This is a genomic window from Paracoccus zhouxuedongae (assembly GCF_041927815.1).
Taxonomy (GTDB): Bacteria; Pseudomonadota; Alphaproteobacteria; order Rhodobacterales; family Rhodobacteraceae; genus Paracoccus.
Genome location: NZ_JBHFHM010000002.1, coordinates 144,353 through 162,860, shown reverse-complemented (window position 1 = coordinate 162,860; position 18,508 = coordinate 144,353). Strand labels below are relative to the sequence as shown.

The window sequence follows — 18,508 nt, the reverse complement described above, 5'->3', positions numbered from 1 at the left end:
CGCGACCGGTCAAATAGGACGGCTGTTCAGCCTATCTGCACGATTTCGGTGGTTTTTCCCCGCAAAACCACGGCGGCTGGAACGAATTACGCCTGACCTGCCGCCTGTTCGGCCAGCCAGCGTTCAGCATCCAGTGCCGCCATGCAGCCCATGCCGGCACTGGTCACCGCCTGGCGATAGATGTGATCGGTCAGATCGCCCGCCGCGAACACGCCGGGGATCGAGGTGCGGGTGCTGCCCGGCTCGACCTTCACATAGCCGCCATTGTGCAGCTCAAGCTGGTCCTTGACCAACTCGCTGGCCGGGGCGTGGCCGATGGCGATGAACACGCCGTCGGCGGGAATGTCGCTGATAGCGCCGGTCTTGACGTTGCGGATCCGTGCATGGGTGACGCCCTTGGGCGCCTCGGTGCCCGCGACCTCGGCCAGTTCGCTGTCCCAGATCACCTCGACCTTGGGATTGCGGAACAGCCGCTCTTGCAGGATCTTTTCGGCGCGGAAGGAATCGCGGCGATGCACGACCGTCACCTTGCTGGCGAAATTGGTCAGAAACAGCGCCTCCTCGACGGCGGTGTTGCCGCCGCCGACGACGACCACCGGCTTGCCGCGATAGAAAAAGCCGTCGCAGGTCGCACAGGCGCTGACGCCGAAGCCCTGAAACGCCGCCTCGCTGGGCAGGCCCAGCCACCGCGCCTGCGCGCCGGTCGCCAGGATCACCGCATCCGCCGTCACCACCGTGCCGCTGTCGCAGGTCGCGGTGAAGGGCCGCTTCGACAGATCCAGGTTGGTCACCAGATCGTTGACGATCTCGGCCCCCATCGCCTCGGCATGGGCCTGCATCTTCACCATCAGATCGGGGCCCTGGATCTCGGTCTCGCCGGGCCAGTTCTCGACCTCGGTGGTGATGGTCAACTGCCCGCCCGGCTGCATCCCCTGGATCAGCAACGGCTTCAGCATCGCGCGCGACGCATAGACGGCAGCGGTATAGCCCGCAGGCCCCGACCCGACGATCAGCAAAGTGACGTGACGTTGCGCGGCCATGGCCCGTTCCCCCGAAAATCCGTGTCCCCGCCCAGATAGCAACGCCGCCCGCCGCCAACAAGCCCAAGCCACCGCGCTGGAACGCCGTGACGCGGGCGCGGCGCGATTTGAAATAATATTGCGCAGAACCCCCCGGTTCGATAGGTTCGCGCCAATTCCACCCCCGAGGACACCATGGCCATTGGCAAACTAGACGACATCGACCGCCGCATCCTGGCCGAGCTTCAGGCCGATGGGCGGATGACGAATGTCGAACTGGCCAAGCGCGTCGGCATCTCTGCCCCGCCCTGCCTGCGCCGCGTCCGTGCGCTTGAGGAGGCGGGCTACATCCGTGGCTATCACGCCAATGTCGACCCGCGCGCCCTGGGGTTCGAGGTGCAGGTCTTCGCCATGGTCCGCCTGCACAGCCAGGCCGAATCAGACCTGTCAGCTTTCGAGGCCCGCGCCCGATCCTGGCCGCTGGTGCGCGAATGCCACATGCTGAACGGTGAAATCGACTTCATCCTGAAATGCGTGGCCCCCGATCTGCCCAGCTTTCAGGATTTCCTGACCCGCGACCTGACGGCCGCCGACAATGTGGCCAGCGTCAAGACCAGCCTGGTAATCCGCGGCGCCAAGGATGAGCCCGGCGTGCCCTTCGACGTGCTTGAGGCGCGGCTGGCCCAGACCCCCTGACCCACAGCAAAAGGGCGGCGACCGATCCCGGCGCCGCCCCTTTCTTCTTGATCCAGTTATCCTGGGGTCCGGCGCAAAGCCCCGGTCCTGCCCACGGTCCTGCCCACGGGGGCAGCCGTCAATGCACGCTGACCGGCGCCAGCTCGTTCTGACGGGCCAGCGAAAAGGCCAGGGCGCGGTCGCGCACCAAGGCCAGCCGCTCGCCATCCGGGCCATGCACGGCATAAAGCCGCGTCACGCCGGGCACCTGCTCACGCAGGTCGGCGGGCAGGTCGGCCACTTCGACGGGGCGGACATAGACGATGTTGCCGGTTTCGTCCGGCGCGGTGTCAAAATCATATTTCTCGTTCATCTCACCCTTCCTTCCGGCGTGTGATGGGAATGGTCTGCACCACCGGATCAGGCACCCGGCGACGCAATTCGATATGCAAAAGCCCGTTTTCCAACTGCGCCCCCGCCACTTCGACGCCTTCGGCCAGCACGAAGCTGCGCTGAAAGGCGCGGGCGGCGATGCCGCGATGCAGGAACACGCGGGCCGCGTCGCCCTCGGCCTGGCGACCACGCACCACAAGGGCGCGATCTTCGACCGCGACGGCCAGATCGGCTTCGGCGAAACCGGCCACGGCCAAGGTGATGCGGAACGCATCCTCGCCCGCCTGTTCGATGTTATAGGGCGGATAGCCCTCGGCACCGGTCTTGGCGGTGCGTTCGACCAGCCGCTCAAGCTGGTCAAAGCCGAGCAGCCAGGGATGGGCGCCAAAGCTCAGTTTCGTCATCTCGCGGTCCTTGTCAGCGACACGTGGCTTGCGGCCCCTGACGGCGACCGCTTCCCGAATATGGGGGCGCAGCCCAGCCCCCGCAAGCCTGTGCGGAACCGGCAAAATCTTTTCCACCGCCGCGATTTTCGCCCTATGCTGGGGCGGTAGCGATTCCACAGACGGCCCGATGACCCGATGAACGCCCATTCCACCACGCCTGTCGAAATGACCCACGAAGACGTGCTGCGCGTGCAGTTGCAGATGCTGCGCCGCGAACACCGCGACCTGGACGAGGCGATCGGGGCGATGGCGGCGCGCGGCATGGGCGACCAGCTTGCCCTGGTCCGGCTGAAAAAGCAGAAGCTGGGCCTGAAGGACCGGATTGCCCGGATCGAGGATCAACTGACCCCCGACATCATCGCCTGAGGGGCGGATCGAGCGATTGCGCCCGCCCGCCCCATGCCTATAGTGCGGGCCAACATGAAAGGGGCGCGAATGGTCAAGGTCGGCATCATCATGGGATCGACGTCGGACTGGCCGACGATGCGCAAGGCCGCCGAGATCCTGGACGAACTGGGCGTTGCCTATGAAACCCGCATCGTCAGCGCGCATCGCACGCCTGACCGGCTGTGGGATTACGGCAAGACCGCCGCCGAACGCGGCCTGCATGTCATCATTGCGGGCGCCGGCGGGGCCGCGCATTTGCCGGGGATGATGGCGTCCAAGACGCGGGTGCCGGTGGTCGGCGTGCCGATCCAGACGCGGGCGCTGAACGGCGTCGACAGCCTTTATTCCATCGTGCAGATGCCGCGCGGCTATCCCGTCGCCACCATGGCCATTGGCGAGGCGGGGGCGGCCAATGCCGGGCTGATGGCCGCGCAGATCCTGGCGGTGACCGACGCCGATCTGGCCGCCCGGCTGGACCAATGGCGCGCCGATCTGTCGGCCTCGATCCCGCAGGAGCCATCCGATGACTGACATGCTGCCCCCCGGTTCGGTGATCGGCATTCTGGGCGGCGGCCAGCTGGGGCGGATGCTGTCGGTCGCGGCCAGCCGCCTGGGCTATCGCTGCCACATCTACGAACCCGCCGCCCTGCCCCCCGCGGGCCATGTGGCCGAGGCGGTCACCACCGCGCCTTATACCGACGCCGCCGCCCTGCGCGCCTTTGCCGCCTCGGTCGATGTCGTGACCTATGAGTTCGAGAATGTCCCCGCCGAGGCGCTGGACCTGATCGAATCCATCGTCCCGATCCGCCCCGGACGCCGCGCTTTGGCTGTCAGCCAGGACCGGATCGCGGAAAAGGATTTCCTGACCGGCATCGGCCTGACCTGCGCGCCCTATGCCCGCGTCAGCGATCTGGCCAGCCTGAACGCCGCGCTCGACCGCATCGGCGCGCCCGCGATCCTGAAAACCACGCGGCTGGGCTATGACGGCAAGGGCCAGGCCCGCATCCGCCCCGGCGACGACCCGGCCACCGCCTTGGCCGCGATGAACGGCGCCGAGGCGGTGCTGGAGGGCTTCGTCACCTTCGATCGCGAAATCTCGGTCATCGCGGCGCGCGGCACCGACGGCAGCGTCTCGGCCTTCGATCCCGGCGAGAATGTGCATGTCGACGGCATCCTGTCGACGACCACCGTGCCCGCCCGCATCAGGCCCGCCGAGCGCAGCGATGCGGTGCTGATCGCGGCGCGGATCCTGAACGCGCTGGATTATGTGGGCGTGATCGGGGTCGAGCTGTTCGCCACCGCCGATGGGCTGGTGGTGAACGAGATCGCGCCGCGCGTTCACAACTCGGGCCATTGGACGCAGGACGGCTGCGTGATCGACCAGTTTGAACAACATATCCGCGCCATCTGCGGCTGGCCCTTGGGCGACGGCCAGCGGATCGCCGATGTGGTGATGGAAAACCTGATCGGCGACGACGTGGATCGCATCCCGGCCCTGGCCGCCGAGGGCTGCGCGATCCACCTTTACGGCAAGGCCGAGGCCCGCCCCGGTCGCAAGATGGGCCATGTCAACCGCGTGACCCGCCGAGTTTAACGGGGGCGCTGCCCCCGTGCCCCCGGCGTATTTCGACAAGAAAGAAGCGCATCGGCGTGACATCATGCCCAACGACGCCTATAAGGCGCGCGACTTTCCCCATCCTGCGCAGGAACGATCATGATTCAGGTTTTTGGCCACAAATCCCCCGATACCGATTCCACCGGCAGCCCGATCATCTGGGCCTGGTATCTGACCGAGGTGAAGGGCACCCCGGCCAAGCCCGTCCTGCTGGGCGAGCCGAATACCGAAGCCGCCTTCGTGCTGCGCCAGTGGGATCTGGAAAAGCCCGCGATCATCAGCGATGTGGCAGCGGGCGATGATTGTGTGATCGTCGACACCAACAACCCCGCCGAGCTGCCCGCCTCGATCAACGAGGCCAATGTGATCGAAATCATCGACCATCACCTGCTGGCCGGTGGCATCAAGACCAAGGGGCCGATCACCATCACCATCCGCCCGCTGGCCTGCACCGCGACGGTGATGCACGATCTGATGGGCGATGATGCGGCGCGGATGCCGCGCGCGATCAAGGGCGCGATGCTGTCCTGCATCCTGTCGGACACGCTGGCTTTCCGCAGCCCGACCACCACCCCCCACGACCGCGCCGTGGCCGAAAAGCTGGCCGCCGATCTGGACGTGAACATCGCCGATTACGCCGATCAGATGTTTGCCGCGAAATCCGACGTTTCGGCCTTCAGCGATGCCGAACTGCTGCGCATGGACAGCAAGGAATACAATGTCGCGGGCAAGGAGCTGCGCGTCTCGGTTCTGGAAACCACCGCGCCGCAGGTCGTGCTGGATCGCAAGACCAGCCTGATGGCCGCGATGGAAGGCGTCGCGCGCGAGGACGGGGCCGATCAGGTGCTGCTGTTCGTGGTCGACATCCTGCGCGAGGAAGCCACCCTGCTGGTGCCGAACGATCTGGTCAAGCAGCTGGCCGAGGCCAGCTTTGGCGCCACCGTCACCGGCGACAGCGTGGTGCTGCCCGGCATCATGTCGCGCAAGAAGCAGATCATCCCGGCCCTGAAGCTGTGATCTGACGCCCCGCCCGGCCGCGCATCGCCGCGCGGTCGGGCCTGACACCTGACGGGTCCGGGCGCATGCCCCGCCCAAGCCCGGAGCCGCCATGACCCGCCTGATCCCCGCCCTGTCCGCCATCGCCGCCGATTACGACATCCTGTTCTGCGATCTGTGGGGCTGCCTGCATAACGGCGTCACGCCCTTTCCGGCCGCTGTCGAGGCCTTGCAGGGCTTTCGCATGGGCGGTGGGCGAGTCGTGCTAATGACCAATGCCCCACGTCCGGCGGGCTTCGTGCGCGCCTCGCTGGATCGGATGGGGGTGCCCGAGAATGCCTATGACCTGATCGTCAGTTCGGGCGATGCGGCGCAGGATGCGATGTTCGCGGGCGCCGTGGGCCGCCGCGTCTGGCATCTTGGCCCGGCCAAGGATGACGGCTTCTTCACCGACATCCCCCCCGAATGGGCCGATGCCCCCGCCATCACCCGCGTCAAGATGGATCAGGCCGAGGGCATCATCTGCACCGGTCCCTTTGACGAGATGACCGAAGTCCCCGAGGATTACCGCGCCCGGCTGATGCTTGCGCGCGAACGCGGGCTGAAGATGATCTGCGCCAATCCCGACATCGTCGTCGATATGGGTGAGGCCCGGATCTATTGCGCCGGGGCCATTGCCGCGTTGTATGAGGATCTGGGCGGCGAGGTGCTGTATTTCGGCAAGCCGCATCCGCCGATCTATGACATGGCGCGGCGCAAGCTGGCGGCGATGGGGATCGACCCGCAGGCGCGCGTTCTGGCTGTGGGCGACGGCATCAACACCGATGTGGCCGGTGCCGCAGGCGAAGGCATCGACGCGCTGTTCATCCTGAACGGGCTGGCGGCGGGCCATTTCGGGCCGGACGCCGACCGCCCCGATCCCGACCTCTTGCGCGATTGGCTGGCCGCGCGGCAGCAGGCCCCTGCCTGGTCAATCCCGTTCCTGCGCTAGGCATTGACTGGCGCCGCGCGCGCCCCATATCGCGGCGATGACACCGATCCATTCGCCCACAGCGCCCGCCCCCGCAACCGCCTCAGTCGGTCATGTCCATCTGAAGGTCGCCGATCTTGACCGCGCCATCGGCTTTTACAGTGACGTTCTGGGCTTTGCCGTCACGCAACGGCTGGGCCGGGGCGCGGCGTTCCTCGGCGCGGGTGGCTATCACCATCACATCGGGCTGAACACCTGGGAAAGCGCCGGCGCCACCCCGCCGCCGCCCGGCCACACCGGGCTTTACCACAGCGCTTTTCTTTATCCCGACCGCCGGTCGCTGGCGCAGGTGCTGCGCCGCGTGCTTGAGGCCGGGCTGGATCTGGACGGTGCGGCCGATCACGGCGTCAGCGAGGCGATTTATCTGCGCGATCCCGATGGCAACGGCGTCGAGCTTTACCGCGACCGCCCGCGCGATGAATGGCCGCTGGATGCGCAGGGCCGCCTGTCGATGGTGACGCTGCCGCTGGATCTGGCCGCGCTGCTGGCTGAGGCCGATTAACCCCGCAACATTGTTGCGTCACCCCGTCCCTTTTTGACGCAACCTTGCGTCACGCCCTTGCGCGACTCGGCCCGGCTTGCTATGCCGCGTCGCAGCAAGACCAGTCACGGGGCAGCGATGTTGGACAATTTTCCGCGCGGCACGATCTTTATCGAAGACATCGAAATGGGCATGTCCCGGCATCTGCGAAAGGTCGTGACCGACCGCGACATCGAATTGTTCGCCGAGGTCTCGACCGATCGCAATCCGGTCCATCTGGATGACGACTATGCCCAGGACACGATCTTTGAAGGCCGCATCGCCCATGGGATGCTGACCGCCGGGCTGATCAGCGCGGTGATCGGTGAACAACTGCCCGGCCATGGCACCGTCTATCTGGGCCAGACGCTGAAGTTCATGGCCCCCGTCCGCCCCGGCGACATGGTTCATGCCGAGGTCAAGGTAATCGCCATCGACCATGGCAAACGTCGCGTGACCCTTGAAACCCATTGCGCGGTCGGCAATACGGTCGTGCTGAAGGGCGAGGCCGTGGTGCTGGCGCCCAGCCGGAAGTTCGACTGAACCCGGCCTGAACCGGGGGCGCCATGCAGATCATCCACGACTGGACCGGGATCGACGCGACCCTGCGCGGGGCCTCCTGCGCGATGGGCAATTTCGACGGCGTGCATCGGGGTCATCAATCGGTCATCGATACGGCGCGCCGCTTTGGCCCCTTGGGTGTCATCACCTTTGAACCCCATCCGCGCCAGTTCTTTGCCCCCGACGCGCCGCCCTTTCGCCTGATGAACGCCGAGGCGCGCGCCAACCGCCTGGCCCATGTCGGTGTCGAGCGGCTGTATGAACTGCCCTTTGATGCGCGGCTGGCGGCGATGCCCGCGGCCGAGTTTGCGCGCACCGTGCTGGCCGATGGGTTAGGTGTCGCCCATGTCACCGTCGGTGCCGACTTCCGGTTCGGCAAGGGCCGCGACGGCGATGCGCAGGTGCTGGCGGAACTGGGCCGCGCCCTGGGCTTTGGCGTCACCATCGCGCCTTTGATGCGCGAACGCGGGGCCGAGGTCAGCTCGACCGCGATCCGCGCCGCGCTGACCGAGGGGCGGGTGCAGGACGCCGCGCAGATGCTGGGCCACTGGCACCGGATCGAGGGCGAGGTGCTGCACGGGGCCAAGCGCGGCCGCGAGCTGGGCTATCCGACCGCGAACATGGCCATCGCCGGGCTGCATCCGCCGCGCTTTGGCGTCTATGCGGTGCGCGCCAAGGTGCTGACCGGCCCGCATCAGGGCGAATATGACGCGGTGGCGAACCTCGGCCTGTCACCGATGTTCGACGGTCAGGTGCCGCTTCTGGAAACGCATCTGTTCGACTTTGCGGGCGATCTTTACGGCCAGCATCTGTCGGTGGCGCTGATCCACTATCTGCGCCCCGAGGCGCGGTTCGACGGGCTGCCCGCGCTGATCGCGCAGATGGATGATGACAGCGCGCGCGCCCGCGCGATCCTGTCGGGGATCTGATCAGGTGGTGGCGTTGCTGCGTATTTGGGCAAGAAAGAAGGGCTGACGACCTCTTGCCGCGGGATGCGGTTTCAGCCAGTGTCCGGCGCATGAAGACGACCCTTCGCCCCCGTTTCTGGGAACGCCCCCTGACGCAGCTGACCGCCCCCGAATGGGAGGCGCTGTGTGACGGTTGCGGCAAATGCTGTCTGAACAAGATCGAATACGAGGACACCGGCGAGGTGGAATACACCCGCGTTGCCTGCCGCCTGCTGGATGACGCGACCTGCCGGTGCAGCCAGTATCCGATCCGCCACCAGTTCGTTCCCGACTGCATCCGCATCACCCCCAAGACCATTGCCAAGGTGGCCTATTGGATGCCCGCCACCTGCGCCTATCGCCTGCGGCATGAGGGGCGCGATCTGCCCGACTGGCATCCGCTGGTGACCGGCGATCCAGACAGCGTTCACGCCGCCGGCATGTCGATGCGCGGGCGCACGGTGCCGGAATATGAAGTCGCCGAGGACGACTGGGACCATTACATCATCGAGGATCTGGCATGAACTTTGCGTCGGACAACGTGACGGGCGTGGCGCCACAGATCATGGCCGCCCTTGCCGCGGCCAATGCCGGAACCATGCCCAGCTATGGTGCCGATGCGCTGACCGCGCGGGTGCAGGACCAGATCCGCGCGATCTTTCAGGCACCCGAAGCGCGGGTGTTTCTGGTGGCTACCGGCACCGCTGCCAATGCCTTGTCCTGTGCGATCCTGACCGATCCCTGGGGGGCGATCTATTGTCACCGCAATGCCCATATCGAAGAGGATGAATGCGGCGCGCCCGAGTTCTTCACCGGCGGGTCCAAGCTGGTGTTGATTGACGGCGACCATGCCCGGATGAACCCTGCCGATCTGCGCCGCGCCATCGCGCACAGCGCCCGCGCCGGGGTCCATAACGTGCAGCGCGGCATGGTCAGCCTGACCAATGCAACCGAGGCGGGGGCGGTCTATTCGGTCGAACAGACCCGCGCCATCTGCGATGTGGCGCGCGATTTTGGCCTGCCCGTGCATCTGGATGGGGCGCGCTTTGCCAATGCCGTGGCCGCAACCGGGGCATCGCCTGCCGATCTGACCTGGCGGGCGGGGGTGGATGTGCTGTCGCTGGGCGGCACCAAGAACGGCTGCATGGGGGTCGAGGCGGTGGTGATCTTTGATCCCGCCCGCGCCTGGGCGTTCGAGCTGCGCCGCAAGCGGGCGGGCCATCTGTTTTCCAAGCACCGGTTCCTGGCCGCGCAGATGTCGGCCTATCTGGAGGAGGGCCTTTGGCTGAACCTGGCTGGGCAGGCCAATGCCATGGCGGCGCGGCTGTCGGCGGGGATCGCCGCCTTGCCCGGCGCCAGCCTGACCCACCCGACCCAGGCGAATGTGGTCTTTGCGGCCTTTCCCCGCGCCGCCCATGCCCGCGCGCAGGCCGGCGGGGCGCATTATTATTTCTGGCCCTTCGATCAGTCGCTTGAGGGGCCGGGGGATGAGCCGCTGACCTGCCGTCTGGTGACAAGCTGGTCAACCACGCCCGCCGAGGTTGACGACTTTCTGGCGCTGCTGGCATGACAGCCGCCGCGCCGCTGGTCTGGTTCCGCCGCGACCTGCGGCTGATCGACAACCCCGCCATCACCGCGGCCGGTCCGGGCTGGCAGGGGGTGTTCATTCTGGATGACGGGCTGGCGGCGCAGGGCGCGGCCAGCAGATGGCGGCTGGCGCAGGGGCTGTCGGCGCTGGATCGTGACCTGCGCGAACGCGGGGGCGAACTGATCCTGCGGCGCGGCGATCCGGCGGTGGTGCTGGCTGAACTGGCGCGTCAGACCGGTGCGGAGGCGGTTCACGCGAATGCCTGGCCCACCCCCGCGCAGCGCCAGACCGACCGTAGCGTGGGCGAGACGCTGGCCCGGCAGGGCTGCCGCCTGACGCTGCATTCGGGGGCTTTCCTGATCCCGCCGGGCCGCGTCGTCACCGGCGAAGGGCGGATGTATCAGGTCTATTCGGCCTTCGCCCGCGCGCTGTGGGCGCTGGACCCGCCCGATGCGCCCGCCGATCCCGTGCCGCCCCCCGCCCCCGCTGCCAACCCCGGCCAGACGCAGGATCAGACGCTGGCCGCGATGCTGGCCGATCTGTGCGCGCCGATGAACCGGGGCGCGGCGGCTCTGGCCCGTCACGCCCTGCCCGCCGGGGCCGAGGCCGCCCGCGCCCGGCTGGCGGCCTTTCTGGAGGGGCCGCTGCGCGATTATGCCGCCGGGCGCGATCGCGCGGATCGGGCCTGCACGTCCGAGCTGGCCGAGGCGCTGGCGGTGGGAGAGATCAGCCCCCGCCGCATTCTGGCCGACACCCGCGCCGCCATCGCCGCCCGCCCGGCGCTGGCCAAGGCGGGGCAGAAGTTCCTGTCCGAACTGGTCTGGCGCGAATTCGCCTGGCACCTGCTGTATGACCGCCCCGACATGGAGCATGCCGAATGGCGCCCCGACTGGCAGGGCTTTCCCTGGCAGGGCGCGTCCGATGCGCTGATCGCCTGGCAGCGTGGCCGAACCGGGCAGGCACTGGTCGATGCCGGGATGCGCGAATTGTTCGCCACCGGGCGAATGCACAACCGCATCCGCATGGTCGTGGCCAGCTATCTGACCAAGCACCTGCTGACCGACTGGCGGTTGGGCATGGCGTGGTTCGCCGATACGCTGACCGATTGGGATCCGGCCTCGAATGCAATGAACTGGCAATGGGTGGCAGGCTGCGGGCCGGATGCGGCGCCCTATTTCCGCATCTTCAACCCGCTGTTGCAGGCCGAAAAGGCCGATCCGAACGGCAGCTACACCCGCCGTTGGCTGACCCATACCGATGTCGAACAGGCCGCGCCACGGTCCTGGCGCCTGCCCGATCCGGCGCGACGTCCCGCGCCGCTGATCGATCTGGGCCAGGGCCGCGCCCGCGCGCTGGCCGTCTATCAGGATTGGAAGGCGCGGTAGGTCAACCTGCCGCGCCCCGCCCGGTCAGCGGATCGGGTTGCGATAAAGCACCCGGCGCACCGATCCGGTCTTGGACCGCATCAGGATGGTTTCGGTCTCGATGAACTTGGGCTGACGCTTGACGCCATGCACGATCGAGCCGTTGGTCACGCCGGTGGCGGCAAAGATCACGTCCGCCGTCACCATCTCGTCGCGCGAATAGATACGGTTCAGGTCGGTGATCCCGGCCTTGGCGGCGCGGCCGCGTTCGTCGTCGTTGCGGAACAACAGCTTGCCCCACATCTGCCCGCCCATGCATTTCAGCGCACTGGCCGCCAGAACGCCCTCGGGCGCGCCACCCGATCCCATATACATGTCGATCCCGGTCAGTTCCGGTTCGGCGCAATGCATGACGCCCGCCACATCGCCATCGGTGATCAGCCGGATCGAGGCGCCGGTCGCGCGCACCTCGGCGATCAGATCCTCATGCCGGGGGCGTTCCAGAATGCAGACGGTGATGTCCTCGGGCGTGACGCCGCGCGCTTTCGCCAGCACCCGCACCCGTTCCGCCGGGGCCATGTCCAGGCTGACGATATCCGTGTCATAACCCGGCCCGATCGCCAGCTTTTCCATATAGACATCGGGCGCGTGCAGCAGCGTGCCGCGCGGCGCCATGGCGATCACCGTCAGCGCGTTCGGCATGTCCTTGGCGGTCAGCGTCGTGCCCTCAAGCGGGTCCAGCGCGATATCGACCGCCGGGCCGTCGCCGGTGCCGACCTCTTCGCCGATGAACAGCATCGGGGCCTCGTCACGCTCGCCCTCACCGATCACCACCACGCCCTTGATGTCCAGCATGTTCAACTGGTCGCGCATGGCGTTGACGGCGGCCTGGTCGGCGGCCTTTTCATCGCCGCGCCCGATCAGGCGGGCACTGGCATGGGCCGCGGCCTCGGACACGCGGGCGAGGCCCAGCGACAGCATCCGGTCGTTGAAGTCCTTGGTATGGGGCATGGGTCCACCTGTTCATTGGGGTCAGGCGCATCTAGCGCGGGGTGATGCGGCGGGGCAAGTCTGGGGGCGCTAACGCCGCCGGCCCTTGCCACTATTCGACCAGAGACCGGCTGTTGGCCGCGTGCCGCCGGACCAGGCTGCGCCCCTTGCGACCCGCGATCAGCGCCCGCGCGGGCTGGGGACAGGCCCCCGGAAAGCCAAGTTCGGGAAAGATCGTCAGCACCTCGTGGCGCGCAGCCGGGCCAAGCGCGCGCAGCGCCTCGGGGCCGGGATACAGGCTTTCGGTCGCCGCGCCGTTGGACAGGATCACCTCATGACGGTCGAACATCAGATGCAGATAGCTGACCCCCGCCCCGCAGGGCAGCACATCGACGCCATCCAGCGCGCAAAGATGCCGCGCCGCCACCAGCACTTCGGGCGCCGAGAACATCCGCTGCGCGATCGGGGAACGCACCAGCACGCGATGCTGGGGGCTGACGACCAGATCACGGCTTGGGCAGCCGCCGCCCAATGCGCCCGCTGAAATACGGATCGGGCGCAGGTGCGGCAGGCTGGCAAGCTGGTCGCGCGTAAAGTGACGCCGCCCGATCCAGCGCAGCGGCTGCGCGCCATGGTCGCAGGTCAGAACAAGGTCGCCCGGCACCAGGGTCTCGATCAGGCGGGGGCCTTGGGGCGTGTCGATCAGCGTGCCCGCCGTGAAACACGGCGCCGTGCGCATCTCGGGCAGTTGCTCACGCCAGGCGTGCAGCCCGGTAAAGCTGCTTTCGACCACATCGGTCAGCTCGATGCGGGTGATCGTCGCATCCAGCAGCGCGGTGTCCCGCGAATAGGTCGACGGCGGCACGACCCAGGTATTGCCGATGCTATCCTGAATGACACCGATCTGGACCGACTTGCTGCGCAACAGCCGGGTCTGAGGATCGACAAAGGTGACATCGGCGCGATAGGACACCACAGCGTCGAAACGATGAACGCTGACACTGCCATCGGCCGCGACGATTTCAAAATAGTCGGCGCCATAGCTGCTGTCCTGATTATAGCTGTCATAGGCACCACCTGAATCCGCCGTGTCGCTGAAGGTGGTGCGCGATAACGCCGGGCGGAAGGTCTGAAGATTGTCAGCGGTCAACCGATCAAAGCTGCGCCCGACCAGCAGCCCGGCGTCCTCGGCATCGTTATTGTATTCGTAAGGGTCGATGACCGGCAGCGCGCCAAGTGAAATGACGCTGAAGCTAAGTTCGGCGGCCATGAAAATTCCTTTCTTCCCCGCCGCGGAACGGCAGGCAGTCGTGTTCGGCCGCGACCGGGCGCGGCTTGGATTGGGATGGTCCCGATTCTCGGGCTGACCGGTCAAAAAACGACCGGTGGGTTCAGGCGGCGGCCCCGTTCAGGGAGCGCCATCTGCAAACACATCGCGCAATTAAGTTAAGCTAAAGTGTCTTTCAACGTCTTTTTCAGGAATGAACAGTGCAGTTCCAGCGACTTAAGCCTAAGGAAAAATCGTTTGATTTCAGACAGGCAGACAGAATGTCGAATGTCCGAAACGAAAAAGGGCGCCCGAAGGCGCCCTTTCCCGTGATCCTGACGGATGTCTTACATCATACCGCCCATGCCGCCCATATCGGGCATGCCGCCGGCGGCGGGCTTCGGCTCGGGCTTTTCGGCCACCATCGCTTCGGTGGTGATCAAGAGACCCGCGATCGAGGCCGCATCTTCCAGCGCGGTGCGGGTGACCTTGGCCGGGTCGATGACGCCGAACTTGAACATGTCGCCATATTCTTCGGTCTGGGCGTTGAAGCCAAAGTTCTTGTCGCTGGATTCGCGCACCTTGCCGGCCACGACGGCGCCATCGACGCCCGCGTTTTCGGCGATCTGGCGCAGCGGGGCTTCCAGCGCGCGACGCACGATGGTGATGCCCGCATCCTGATCCGAGTTGGCGCCGCTGACGCCTTCCAGACCCTTCGCGGCCTGCACCAGCGCGACGCCGCCGCCGACCACGATGCCTTCCTGAACGGCGGCACGGGTGGCGTTCAGCGCGTCGTCAACGCGGTCCTTGCGCTCTTTCACTTCGACTTCGGTCATGCCGCCGACCTTGATGACGGCCACACCACCGGCCAGCTTGGCCACGCGCTCTTGCAGCTTTTCGCGGTCGTAATCGCTGGTGGTCTCCTCGATCTGGGTGCGGATCTGGGCCACGCGGGCTTCGATCTCGGCCTTCTCGCCCGAACCGTCGACGATCGTGGTGTTGTCCTTGTTGATCGTCACTTTCTTGGCGCGGCCCAGCATGTCCAGACCGACGTTTTCCAGCTTCATGCCCAGATCTTCGCTGATGACCTGACCGCCGGTCAGGATCGCGATGTCTTGCAGCATGGCCTTGCGGCGATCACCAAAGCCCGGCGCCTTGACGGCGGCGATCTTCAGGCCGCCGCGCAGCTTGTTGACGACCAGCGTCGCCAGGGCCTCGCCCTCGACATCCTCGGCGATGATCAGCAGCGGCTTCTGGGTCTGGATGACCTGCTCCAGCAGCGGGACCATCGGTTGCAGCGACGACAGCTTCTTTTCGTGCAGCAGGATGTAGGCGTCTTCCAGATCCGCGATCATCTTGTCGGGATTGGTGACGAAATAGGGCGACAGATAGCCGCGGTCGAACTGCATGCCTTCGACGACATCGACCTCGGTTTCCATGCCCTTGTTTTCTTCGACGGTGATCACACCCTCGTTGCCGACGCGCTGCATGGCTTCGGCGATCTGCTTGCCGATGGTGGCCTCACCATTGGCCGAGATGGTGCCGACCTGCGCGACTTCAGCGCTGTCGTTGACGGGGCGCGAGGCGGCCTTGATCGATTCCACGACCTTGGCGGTGGCCAGGTCGATGCCGCGCTTCAGATCCATCGGGTTCATGCCGGCGGCGACCGCCTTCATGCCCTCTTTCACGATGGCCTGCGCCAGAACCGTGGCGGTGGTGGTGCCGTCGCCAGCCTCGTCATTGGTGCGCGAGGCCACTTCGCGGACCATCTGGGCGCCCATGTTCTCGAACTTGTCGGACAGTTCGATTTCCTTGGCGACCGAAACGCCGTCCTTGGTGATGCGCGGCGCGCCAAAGGATTTCTCGATCACCACGTTGCGGCCTTTCGGGCCCAGGGTGACTTTCACGGCATCGGCCAGGATGTTGACGCCTTTCAGCATCTTGTCGCGGGCGTCGGTGCCGAACTTGACTTCTTTCGCAGCCATGTCAGGTGCTCCTTGAAACGGTTAGGGGGTGGGCGACGATCAGGCGATGATGCCCAGGATGTCGCTTTCCTTCATGATCAGCAGCTCTTCGCCGTCGATGGTGACCTCGGTGCCCGACCATTTGCCGAACAGCACGCGGTCGCCGGCCTTCACGGCCATGGCGATCAGTTCACCCGAATCCTTGCGGGCGCCTTCGCCGCAGGCGACGATCTCGCCCTCGGCCGGTTTTTCCTTGGCGCTGTCGGGGATGATGAGCCCGCCCTTGGTCTTTTCGTCGGACTGGACGCGGCGAACCAGCACACGGTCATGCAGCGGTTTGAAAGCCATCGGGATACTCCCTTGAGTTCCGGTTGAGAAGTTTTAGCACTCACATCGGGTGAGTGCCAACGACAGCCGATTTAGGCAGCCACCCGACCCGAGTCAACACCCGCCAGAGAGCCAATCGCGGCCCGATCTGACGTAAAGATGACCGGTCCGGGGGTGGTGGATGGGTGGTCGGCGGGCCGGGGAAATGTCACATTGGGGCCAAGATGAAAGGCCATATTGATGACGATTCCCTTTATCCGCAGCCTGTGCGCGGCGGCGCTGATGGCGTTCAGCGCGCCGATGGCTTTTGCCCAGACCGCCTGCCAGGGTCAGAACCTGATCGAGGCGATGCCCGCCGATCAGCGCGAGGCGATGATCGCCGCCGCCCATGCCGTGCCCTATCCGCAGGGGCTGATCTACAGCGCCGAAAAGGACGGCCGGCAGGTCACGCTGATCGGCACCTATCACCTGCACGACCCCCGCCATCAGGCGCTGATCGACAAGATCACCCCGCGTCTGGACGAAGCCCACGCGCTGATGGTCGAGGCCGGCCCCGAGGAGGAAGCGCAGTTGCGCAATGCCCTGGCGCTTGACCCCTCGCTGGCCTTCATCACCACCGGGCCGACCCTGCCCGATATCCTGGACGAAAGCGACTGGCAGCGACTGCGCGCCGCCGCCGAGGCGCGCGGCATGTTGGCCCCCGTCGCCGCCAAGATGAAGCCCTGGATGGTCACCGTGACGCTGGCGCTGTCGCCCTGCATGATGCGCGACATGCAGAACGGGCAGCGCGGACTGGATCACCGGATCATCGACATGGCGACCGAACGCGACCTGCCGATCCGCGCGCTTGAGCCCTATGATACTGTCTTCTCGATCTTCCGCGACATGCCGGCCGAGGATGAAAAGGCAATGATCCTGACCGCGCTGTCGACCGAAGCCCATGCCGAGGATTATGCCGTGACCCTGGCGGACGCCTATTTCCAGGCCGAGCCCTGGTTGATCTGGGAGTTCGGGCTGGTCGATGCCAAGGCCAATTCCGGCCTGACCGAGGCCGAGGTGACGCGCCAGATGACGATGCTTGAGGATCGGATGATGACCAGCCGCAACCGCGCCTGGCTGCCGCGCATTGCCGATGCCGCCGCCGAAGGCCCGGTCGTCGTGGCCGTGGGCGCGCTGCATCTGGGCGGCCATGACGGGCTGCTGGACCTGCTGGCGCGCGACGGCTGGCACCTGACCCGGCTGGATGGATAGGGCGCGATGCGGGGGATCTGGGCGCGGCACCGGCGGTTTCTGCTGGCCCTGGTCGCGGGGCTGGCGGCGGCGGCGATCCTGTCGCGTCTGCCGCTGGCGCTGACGGGCGGCGATCTGGCGCTGCTGGGCACCGACACCGCCTTTGCCGGCTATCTGATCGGCGCGGCGCTGCTGGCCCGACGCCTGACCCCCGCCACCCTGCGCCACCGCGCCGTGCAGGCCGATGAGGGCGGCTTGCTGATCGCCCCGCTGGCGGTGGCGGTGCTGGCGGTGTCGCTGACGGCGGTGTTTCAGGCGCTTGGCGGCGGCGGACGGCTGCACGCCGGGCTGGCGCTTGCCTCGGTCCCACTGGGCTGGGCGATGCTGCATGTGTTGGCGGGCTTTCACTATGCGCATCTGTTCTACAGCCAAGGCCCGACCCGCCACGGCCTGTCCTTTCCCGGCACCGACCAGCCGGGGATCGGCGACTTTCTGTATTTCTCGATGGGGATCGGCATGACGGCGCAGGTCTCGGATGTGGTGGTGACGTCGCCGGCGCTGCGCCGCCTGGTCACCGCCCATGCGGCGCTGTCGTTCTTTTACAACACCGTGCTGCTGGCGCTTGCGGTCAGCGCCGCCGGGGCAATGGTCGGCTAGACGCCGCCCCCCACTGGACGCCGCCACCGCCCGCTGCCAGATTGCGCCCATGCCCCCGATCCGCCTGGCCGTGCGCGCCCTGATCCTGAACGCTGACCACCGGCTGTTGCTGGTCAACGCCTTCCCCGACGCCGCCGCGCCGCTGTGGGTCGCCCCCGGCGGCGGGATCGAGCCGGGCGAAGCCATCGAGGCCGCGCTGATCCGCGAGGTGGCCGAGGAGACCGGCCTGACCATCACCCCCGGCCCGCTGGCGCTGATCGGTCAGTTCCACGACGAAGGCAGCGGCTTTCATCAGGTCGATCTGTTCTTTCGCGCCACCATCGCCTGCGGCAGCCTGCGGATGGCCGATCCGGCAGGCGTCGTTCACGCCTTTCGCTGGATCAGCCGCGCCGATCTGGCCGGGCAACCGCACGCGCCCACCGGCCTGGCCGATGCCGCCTGGGCAGCCCCCGGCCCGGCGATCCTTCACCCGCTTGAGGCGATGATCCGCCCGGCTTGATCCCCCTTCACGGCGCGGCCCGCCCGTGCCAGA

The 18,508-nt window shown here is 66.7% G+C and carries 22 protein-coding genes; 15 read left to right on the top strand and 7 right to left on the bottom strand.

Annotation, left to right across the window (positions count from 1 at the left end; all coding sequences use genetic code 11):
- Window positions 1-86: 86 nt before the first annotated feature.
- Window positions 87-1,040, bottom strand: coding sequence for a thioredoxin-disulfide reductase (gene trxB / locus ACEYYA_RS03770; RefSeq protein WP_374797738.1), 954 nt, complete (start codon window positions 1,038-1,040; stop codon window positions 87-89).
- 174 nt (window positions 1,041-1,214) lie between these two features.
- On the opposite strand from trxB, the gene ACEYYA_RS03765 reads away from it, so the two are divergent.
- Window positions 1,215-1,715 carry an Lrp/AsnC family transcriptional regulator gene (locus ACEYYA_RS03765; protein WP_374797736.1) on the top strand — a complete coding sequence of 167 codons (501 nt, stop codon included), beginning with the start codon at window positions 1,215-1,217 and terminating at the stop codon, window positions 1,713-1,715.
- Between the two features lie 118 nt (window positions 1,716-1,833).
- Here ACEYYA_RS03765 and ACEYYA_RS03760 read toward each other — a convergent pair whose 3' ends face one another.
- Window positions 1,834-2,067, bottom strand: a complete 234-nt coding sequence (locus ACEYYA_RS03760) for a DUF1150 family protein (protein ID WP_374797734.1) — start codon at window positions 2,065-2,067, stop codon at window positions 1,834-1,836.
- 1 nt (window position 2,068) lies between these two features.
- Window positions 2,069-2,491: an Hsp20 family protein gene (locus ACEYYA_RS03755; RefSeq protein ID WP_374797732.1), complete on the bottom strand. Its 423-nt coding sequence runs from the start codon at window positions 2,489-2,491 to the stop codon at window positions 2,069-2,071.
- 177 nt (window positions 2,492-2,668) lie between these two features.
- Between ACEYYA_RS03755 and ACEYYA_RS03750 the strand changes: the two genes are divergently transcribed.
- From ACEYYA_RS03750 to ACEYYA_RS03700, 11 genes are all read left to right on the top strand, one after another.
- On the top strand, window positions 2,669-2,899 hold the full coding sequence (locus tag ACEYYA_RS03750; RefSeq protein ID WP_374797730.1) for a YdcH family protein: 231 nt from the start codon (window positions 2,669-2,671) through the stop codon (window positions 2,897-2,899).
- A 69-nt stretch (window positions 2,900-2,968) separates the two neighbouring features.
- The gene (gene purE / locus ACEYYA_RS03745; protein ID WP_374797728.1) at window positions 2,969-3,451 is read left to right on the top strand and encodes a 5-(carboxyamino)imidazole ribonucleotide mutase; all 483 of its coding nucleotides are present in this window, start codon (window positions 2,969-2,971) and stop codon (window positions 3,449-3,451) included.
- Complete coding sequence (locus ACEYYA_RS03740) at window positions 3,444-4,514, top strand: 5-(carboxyamino)imidazole ribonucleotide synthase (protein ID WP_374797726.1); 1,071 nt, start codon at window positions 3,444-3,446, stop codon at window positions 4,512-4,514. The genes purE and ACEYYA_RS03740 overlap by 8 nt, the downstream gene beginning before the upstream one ends.
- Before the next feature lie 120 nt (window positions 4,515-4,634).
- On the top strand, window positions 4,635-5,552 hold the full coding sequence (locus ACEYYA_RS03735) for a manganese-dependent inorganic pyrophosphatase (protein ID WP_374797724.1): 918 nt from the start codon (window positions 4,635-4,637) through the stop codon (window positions 5,550-5,552).
- A 91-nt stretch (window positions 5,553-5,643) separates the two neighbouring features.
- Window positions 5,644-6,522, top strand: a complete 879-nt coding sequence (locus ACEYYA_RS03730) for a TIGR01459 family HAD-type hydrolase (RefSeq protein WP_374797722.1) — start codon at window positions 5,644-5,646, stop codon at window positions 6,520-6,522.
- Window positions 6,523-6,559: 37 nt separating this feature from the next.
- Complete coding sequence (locus tag ACEYYA_RS03725; protein WP_374797720.1) at window positions 6,560-7,063, top strand: VOC family protein; 504 nt, start codon at window positions 6,560-6,562, stop codon at window positions 7,061-7,063.
- A gap of 117 nt (window positions 7,064-7,180) precedes the next feature.
- Complete coding sequence (locus ACEYYA_RS03720) at window positions 7,181-7,624, top strand: MaoC family dehydratase (RefSeq protein ID WP_374797718.1); 444 nt, start codon at window positions 7,181-7,183, stop codon at window positions 7,622-7,624.
- Window positions 7,625-7,647: 23 nt separating this feature from the next.
- Window positions 7,648-8,571, top strand: coding sequence for a bifunctional riboflavin kinase/FAD synthetase (locus tag ACEYYA_RS03715; RefSeq protein ID WP_374797716.1), 924 nt, complete (start codon window positions 7,648-7,650; stop codon window positions 8,569-8,571).
- A gap of 89 nt (window positions 8,572-8,660) precedes the next feature.
- Window positions 8,661-9,113, top strand: a complete 453-nt coding sequence (locus ACEYYA_RS03710) for a YcgN family cysteine cluster protein (protein WP_374797714.1) — start codon at window positions 8,661-8,663, stop codon at window positions 9,111-9,113.
- Entirely contained in the window at window positions 9,110-10,159 is a 1,050-nt protein-coding gene (locus ACEYYA_RS03705; RefSeq protein ID WP_374797712.1) for a threonine aldolase family protein, read from the top strand. Before ACEYYA_RS03710 ends, ACEYYA_RS03705 begins: the two co-directional genes overlap by 4 nt.
- Window positions 10,156-11,562 carry a cryptochrome/photolyase family protein gene (locus ACEYYA_RS03700; RefSeq protein WP_374797710.1) on the top strand — a complete coding sequence of 469 codons (1,407 nt, stop codon included), beginning with the start codon at window positions 10,156-10,158 and terminating at the stop codon, window positions 11,560-11,562. The genes ACEYYA_RS03705 and ACEYYA_RS03700 overlap by 4 nt, the downstream gene beginning before the upstream one ends.
- Before the next feature lie 24 nt (window positions 11,563-11,586).
- Here the strand turns inward: ACEYYA_RS03700 and glpX are convergent, their stop codons facing one another.
- The 4 genes from glpX to ACEYYA_RS03680 all read right to left on the bottom strand — a co-directional run bounded on the left by glpX (window position 11,587) and on the right by ACEYYA_RS03680 (window position 16,110).
- On the bottom strand, window positions 11,587-12,552 hold the full coding sequence (gene glpX, locus ACEYYA_RS03695) for a class II fructose-bisphosphatase (RefSeq protein ID WP_374797708.1): 966 nt from the start codon (window positions 12,550-12,552) through the stop codon (window positions 11,587-11,589).
- Between the two features lie 91 nt (window positions 12,553-12,643).
- Window positions 12,644-13,801 carry a Hint domain-containing protein gene (locus ACEYYA_RS03690; protein WP_374797706.1) on the bottom strand — a complete coding sequence of 386 codons (1,158 nt, stop codon included), beginning with the start codon at window positions 13,799-13,801 and terminating at the stop codon, window positions 12,644-12,646.
- 344 nt (window positions 13,802-14,145) lie between these two features.
- On the bottom strand, window positions 14,146-15,783 hold the full coding sequence (groL, locus tag ACEYYA_RS03685; protein ID WP_374797704.1) for a chaperonin GroEL: 1,638 nt from the start codon (window positions 15,781-15,783) through the stop codon (window positions 14,146-14,148).
- A gap of 39 nt (window positions 15,784-15,822) precedes the next feature.
- Window positions 15,823-16,110 (bottom strand): co-chaperone GroES, encoded by a 288-nt coding sequence (locus ACEYYA_RS03680; RefSeq protein WP_374797702.1) that lies wholly within the window; start codon window positions 16,108-16,110, stop codon window positions 15,823-15,825.
- Window positions 16,111-16,329: 219 nt separating this feature from the next.
- On the opposite strand from ACEYYA_RS03680, the gene ACEYYA_RS03675 reads away from it, so the two are divergent.
- Genes ACEYYA_RS03675 through ACEYYA_RS03665 form a run of 3 tightly spaced genes read left to right on the top strand, consistent with a single transcriptional unit; the run spans window position 16,330 to window position 18,475 of the window.
- Entirely contained in the window at window positions 16,330-17,340 is a 1,011-nt protein-coding gene (locus tag ACEYYA_RS03675) for a TraB/GumN family protein (RefSeq protein ID WP_374797700.1), read from the top strand.
- Window positions 17,341-17,346: 6 nt separating this feature from the next.
- Window positions 17,347-17,976 (top strand): DUF1345 domain-containing protein, encoded by a 630-nt coding sequence (locus ACEYYA_RS03670; RefSeq protein WP_374797698.1) that lies wholly within the window; start codon window positions 17,347-17,349, stop codon window positions 17,974-17,976.
- A gap of 49 nt (window positions 17,977-18,025) precedes the next feature.
- The gene (locus ACEYYA_RS03665) at window positions 18,026-18,475 is read left to right on the top strand and encodes an NUDIX domain-containing protein (RefSeq protein WP_374797696.1); all 450 of its coding nucleotides are present in this window, start codon (window positions 18,026-18,028) and stop codon (window positions 18,473-18,475) included.
- Window positions 18,476-18,508 lie beyond the last annotated feature (33 nt).